The sequence below is a fragment of the Streptomyces sp. MB09-02B genome, assembly GCF_033794485.1.
GTDB lineage: Bacteria > Actinomycetota > Actinomycetes > Streptomycetales > Streptomycetaceae > Streptomyces.
The window spans coordinates 1-5522 of record NZ_JARGEE010000528.1; the positions used below are offsets into that span (position 1 = coordinate 1).

Genomic DNA, 5522 nt, shown 5'->3' on the forward strand with positions numbered 1-5522 from the left:
CCGTACCCCGCGCCCCCGTACGCCGCCCCGGGCGACCCCTCGGGAGGCAACGGCATCCCGCCCTGGGTGCCGTAGGCCTGCCCGGCCGGGTCCCCCTGGGCGGTGCCGTAGGCCTGACCCGCCGCGTCGCCCTGGGCCCCGTAGGCCTGGCCGGTCCCGTCACCGCGCGTGCCGTAAGCCGGGTCTGCGGGGCCGCCCTGGGTGCCGTACGCCTCCTGCGCGCCGTACCCGGCGTGCCCACCCGGCGTGCCGTACGCGTCCTGCGCCCCGTGCGCTCCCCACTCCGGTGCGGCGGGCGCGCTGTTCCAGTGGTCGGCCTGCGGCTGGGCGGGCGGCGTCGCGGTCTCCTCGGAGCCCCACTGCCGCTGCTGGTCCCACGGCTGGGCCGGGGCCGGCGGCAGCGGGGCCGGCGGCAGATCACTCGGGTGGAGCGGCGCCCCACCGTCCGAGGGCAGCACGATGCCTTCGCGCGCGGTCCGCGCCGAGGGCTCCTCGCCCTGTCCACTCTGCGTCACCGAGACTCCTACGAATGGGGGACTTGCGGAATCGTCGAGTCACGCTACCGGGTCCGCATGACAGTCCGAGCACCACCCGCGCCCCGATGAGGGGGGCGAAGCCCGCTCAGGGGCGCGGGGAACTGCGCGACCGGCCACAACGAACCCGCAGCCGCGAGCCGGCCGAAGCCCCACCCCGGAGCGCTACGCCGCCTGAAGATCCATCCGCGCCCCGAACTCCCGGACCACCGCCTCTTCCCGGAACGGCTCCAACCGCTGCTGGAAGTCCTCCAGATACTCGGCCCCCCGATTCGACCGCAGCGACCCCAGCAGCTCCACCGCCTTCATCCCGGTGTGGCAGGCCTGCTCGACCTCCCGCTGCTGCACCTGTGCCGTGGCGAGCAGCACGTACCCGATCGCCCGCCGCCGCGCCCGTGACTGCGGATGCTTGGCCAACGACTCCTCCGCCCGCCGGGCGGCCGCCTCCGCCTGCCCGAGATCCCGGTGGCAGTGCGCCAACTCGTCGGCCAGATACGCCTCGTCGAAGTGCTTGATCCACACCGGGTCGTCCCCGGACGACGGATCCGCCGCCTCCAGCGCCTCCACGGCCCGTCCCGCGGCCGCCTGCGCACCGCGCGCGTCCCCCATCAAGGCATGCCCGCGCGCCTCCGCCGCGTGGAACATCGACTCCGCGCGCGGAGTCGCCCGCCCCCGCGCCCCTTCCTGCGCCGCGCGCGCCAGCTGCGCGATCTCCCGCGGGTTTCCGAGCTGCGCGGCGAGGTGGCTCATGGACGCGGCGAGGACATACCCGCCGTACGCGCGGTCGCCCGCGGCCTGGGCGAGGCGGAGCGCCTGGATGTAGTACCGCTGGGCGAGTCCGGGCTGACCGGTGTCGACGGCCATGTACCCGGCCAGTTCGGTGAGTCGGGCGACCGCCGCGAACAACTCCCGTCCCACGGCCTCCCGGTAGGAGCCGGCCAGCAGTCCCGAGACGACGCTGTTGAGGTAGTGCACGACGACCGGCCGGACGTGCCCGCTGCCGTACTGGTGGTCGAGGTCGACGAGCGCCTGGGTCATCGCGCGCACGGCCGCCACGTCGGCGAGCCCCACTCGGGGCCCCGCCGAGCGGGCCACCTGGGAGTCCGGCGCCGAGATCAGCCAGTCACGGCTGGGCTCGACGAGTGCGGAGGCGGCGACGGACGACCCGGAGAGGAAGTCCCGTCGCCCCACGTCGCTGCGCCACAGCTCGCAGACCTGCTCGATGGCCCCCAGCACCGTCGGCGAGAACTGCAGGCCCACACCGGACGCCAGGTTCTTGCCGTTGGCCATGCCGATCTCGTCGATGGTGACCGTACGGCCGAGCTTGCGGCCGAGGGCCTCGGCGATGATCGCGGGCGCCCGGCCCCGCGGCTGCTGTCCCCGCAGCCAGCGCGCCACGGACGTCTTGTCGTAGCGCAGGTCCAGTCCGTGCTCCGCACCGCACATGTTGACCCGCCGGGCCAGCCCGGCGTTCGAGCAGCCCGCTTCCTGGATGAGCGCCTGCAGTCGTTCGTTCGGCTGCCTGGCGACGAGCGGCCTTGCGGCCATGGCGTACCCCCTGTGGCTGTGGTGCCTTGCCCACGCACCGAGTTGACGTGTCTTCAGTGACCGCGCCCCGTCGCATACGTGTACCCACGTATCGAAAAGATCCGGCCTCGAAGATCAATGCCCCGCCGACATACCGAAGATGCGAGACATGCCAGAATTGCCGGGGTAAACACGGATGCTGTACCCCACACGTGGCTACCCGGCTCACTCCGTGATCCCTCCCGCGCGCCCCCGGCCATGCACCCATGCGCCCCGGCCCAGTTGACGATGCTCTCCCCCGCGCATGTGACATCCGTAACCCCTGATGACCGCTAGAGTTGTGTTCATCGTGGAAGAGACCATCGCGGGCCCTGAAGCTGCCCAAATCCCGAAGCAGCGTGGCGAATCGCTGCTGGACACCGCCGTTCGATACGCCGAAGAGCGCCACTGGGACGTGTTCCCCGGCACTTGGCTGGAAGCCGTCGACGGGGTGCAGATCTGCTCCTGCGGCAACACAGCGTGCGCCACCCCCGGCGCGCACCCGGCGCGCGAGGACTGGGCGACCCAGGCGACAGGCAGTGCGACCGTCGCACGCCGTCTGTGGTCGAAGCAGCCGACCGCGTCGATCCTGCTGCCGACCGGCCGTACGTTCGACACGATCGACGTTCCCGAGACCGCCGGCCTGCTGGCGCTGGCCCGTATGGAACGCATGGAGCTGACGCTCGGGCCGGTGACCTGGACCCCGGACCGCCGTATGCAGTTCTTCGTGCTGCCGGGCGCGTCGGTCAAAGTCCCGGACCTGGTACGGAAATTGGGCTGGTCGCCGCTCGCGCTCGACCTCAAGGCCCTGGGCGAGGGCGAGTTCGTGGCCGCTCCGCCGACGCGCTACGGATCGCGGGGCGCCGTGCAGTGGGCCCGCCGACCCACCCCGGCGAACCGGTGGCTGCCGGACGCGGAAGAACTGATCTCACCGCTCGCCTACGCGTGCGGCCGGGACGGACGCCGGTAACGCTCCCGGGGAGCCGCGGGTCGGTTCCCTGACCGGGGGCCGGTCGGGGGCCGGTCGTGGTCGGCCCGCGCGGTCCCCCACGGGCACGCGCGGGAAGCCGGCCGTGTTCCCCTCCTCCCAGTGGCCGGACGAGCCCCTCACGTGATCTCCTCCAGGCAGCACGTGCGATGACTGGGGGGCGAATGGACAGGCAGGGCATCCTGCGGCGCGGTATGAGAGTCGGCCTGCTGATGGCTTGCCTTCCGGGCCTGCCCTGGGCCGCTCTCGCAGCGGGGGTGGCCGCGGTGGAATTCCTCAGGGGAGGGGACACCCAGCTCGCCGCCCGCAATGTGCGGTACGCGGGTGTGCTCTGCGGAGGGAGCCTGGTGGCCGGAGTGCTGATGGGCCTGATCCTCGGCGGAGGCCTGGCTCTCGCTTCCCGCGCCGTCACTCGCGGGTGGGGGCTCGCCCTCGTGGGAGCACTGCTCGGAGCGTTGGTCTTCCCGGCCGAGTTCGTGGTCGTCGCGTGGGGCACGGGCGGGGCATACGCACAGCTCGGGACGACTTTGCTGGCGTGGCCGATCATGACGGTGGTGGCTGCCGCGCACAGCGCCGACATCGCGGGTCGGTCCCGCACCCACACCTGGCTCTGGGCTCCGGGACCGGCACTACGACTCGGACGAGGCTGACGCCACCGGCGGATGGGGCGGGGTGGGCGGTGGCAGAGAGCCAGGCGCACCTGCCGACGGCCACGAGGAACCCGCAAAGCCCGGGCGCGTGTCCGGGCCCTCGCACTCAGGCCGAAAAGCTGTCCAGGAACGGCTCGATGGCCGCGCGCCACGCGTCCGGCTGGTCGTAGTGGACCAGGTGGCCCGCGTCGGCGACCTCCGCGTACCGGCCGTGCGGCAGTACCCGGACCATCTCCTGGGACTCGGCGCGTCCCAGCTCCCCGTCGAGGCCGCGGACGACGAGGGTCGGACAGCGCACCTGGGTCAGCTCCTCCCAGTGCGCGTCGTACACCCAGGTCTCGCGGGTCGTCAGCATCTGCTCGGGGTCGAACACCGGCCGCCAGCCGTCGGGCCCCTCGTGCATGACCTCGGCGTAGAACTCCCCCCGGGACGGGCTGGGGCGCTCCACCCAGGGGTCGTCCTCGCCGAACCACTTGCGGACGTCGGCGAGGGTGGCGAACGGCAGCGGCCAGGCCTTGAACCAGTTCTCCCACTCGCGCTGCGAGGCGGCGCCGAGCGCCGAGGCCCGCATGTCGCAGATGATCAGTCCGCTCACCAGGTCGGGGCGGCGGGCGGCCAGTTGCCAGGCGGTCAGCGCGCCCATGGCGTGGCCTATGAGGACGACGGGGGCCAGGCCCAGTTGTTCGACGGCGGCCTCGGCGTCGTCGACGTAGGCCTCACGGGTGTATGCGGCCTGCTCGGGCTTCGCGCTCCGGCCGTGTCCGCGCTGGTCGAGCGCCACGGCTCGGTGGCGTTCGGAGAGCCAGCGGGCGGTGGGGGCCCAGTGGGAGGCGCGGCCCATGAGGCCGTGCAATAAGAGCACCCCGGGCCGGGGCTCGTTCTCGCCGGTCTTGGGCGGGTCGCCGAACTCCCAGGCGGCGAGACTCACGCCGCCCGCTCCCGTCACGTCGATGCGCCGCACCATTGGCACCCCCCAGACTCCCGCCCGGACCGCTCGATCCCGCCTCTCGCTCCCGCTTCGAGCCGGCCGGTCCACTCGTCCCAACTGCTGTCGTACCGCTGTCGTGCTGCTGCTTCCGTCGTGCATCGCTGTCGCTTCCGCCCTGGCTCTCGCCGTCGCCTCGCCGTTGCTCCAGCCGCTGTCGTGCGCCGTGCGCGCCGCTCGGACGGCGGGCACTTGTGTTACAGCGTGCATATCGGTTGACACGTTACGTGTGGGGCTCGCGCATCAGTCATGGCGCGGGTCACACCGCGACACGCCACCCACGTTATCGAATACACATTCGAAGATGCCGCTCTTGGCGACAACACCCCTCATTCGAGTGACCTCCCTCAGGGATTGCCCGCCGCCGCCGAGGGGAGATCTTCAACGGGAGGCGGACCGCTCGGGGAAAACGGTCCGAGGGGGATGACCCTGGGAGCTCGGGGCTCCGGGTCAGCACAGGGGAGGACAGGCCCCGGCGCCGCACGGCGCCGGGGCCCTCCTCACGTCCACGGCACATCCGCCCCGCCCCCTCCCTCACCACCGGAGATCCTCGTCTCGGGCGGCCAAGAGCCCCTCAGGTCATATGCCTCACGCGCAAGCCTCGCACGCGAACGGCCCGAGCGCTGCGATTCGGCGCACTGAATCTTGGACGGGACGGGTTCCCGGACACGCCCCGAAATACACCACAACTCCCCCTCCTGCATCGGGAGTTGGCGGGCGATTACGGACATCCCCCGGCACGGGTCGGACAGCGGCCGACAGGGGGCGGCACGGGCGGGGCCCGGCGGGGATCCACGGGC

Annotated in this window: 4 protein-coding genes and 1 pseudogene; 2 read left to right on the plus strand and 3 right to left on the minus strand. The window is 72.4% G+C overall.

The annotated features are described in order from the left end of the window. Together P1P70_RS39760 and P1P70_RS39765 are read right to left on the minus strand one after the other, a co-directional pair. Positions 1-515: pseudogene (locus tag P1P70_RS39760) on the minus strand (hypothetical protein); the annotation flags it as partial. Between the two features lie 183 nt (positions 516-698). Continuing rightward, the gene (locus P1P70_RS39765) at positions 699-2081 is read right to left on the minus strand and encodes a transcriptional regulator (RefSeq protein WP_319246624.1); all 1383 of its coding nucleotides are present in this window, start codon (positions 2079-2081) and stop codon (positions 699-701) included. Positions 2082-2385: 304 nt separating this feature from the next. Between P1P70_RS39765 and P1P70_RS39770 the strand changes: the two genes are divergently transcribed. Together P1P70_RS39770 and P1P70_RS39775 are read left to right on the plus strand one after the other, a co-directional pair. After that, positions 2386-3069 carry a bifunctional DNA primase/polymerase gene (locus P1P70_RS39770; protein WP_045556080.1) on the plus strand — a complete coding sequence of 228 codons (684 nt, stop codon included), beginning with the start codon at positions 2386-2388 and terminating at the stop codon, positions 3067-3069. A 284-nt stretch (positions 3070-3353) separates the two neighbouring features. Further along, complete coding sequence (locus P1P70_RS39775; protein WP_319246628.1) at positions 3354-3737, plus strand: hypothetical protein; 384 nt, start codon at positions 3354-3356, stop codon at positions 3735-3737. 106 nt (positions 3738-3843) lie between these two features. Here P1P70_RS39775 and P1P70_RS39780 read toward each other — a convergent pair whose 3' ends face one another. After that, positions 3844-4701 carry an alpha/beta hydrolase gene (locus tag P1P70_RS39780; RefSeq protein ID WP_319246631.1) on the minus strand — a complete coding sequence of 286 codons (858 nt, stop codon included), beginning with the start codon at positions 4699-4701 and terminating at the stop codon, positions 3844-3846. Positions 4702-5522: the final 821 nt, after the last annotated feature.

Coding starts and splice junctions, on each gene's coding strand:
- P1P70_RS39770 (WP_045556080.1), top strand. CDS start 2,386: ATGACCGCTAGAGTTGTGTTCATCGTGGAAGAGACCATCGCGGGCCCT.
- P1P70_RS39780 (WP_319246631.1), bottom strand. CDS start 4,701: ATGGTGCGGCGCATCGACGTGACGGGAGCGGGCGGCGTGAGTCTCGCC.
- P1P70_RS39765 (WP_319246624.1), bottom strand. CDS start 2,081: ATGGCCGCAAGGCCGCTCGTCGCCAGGCAGCCGAACGAACGACTGCAG.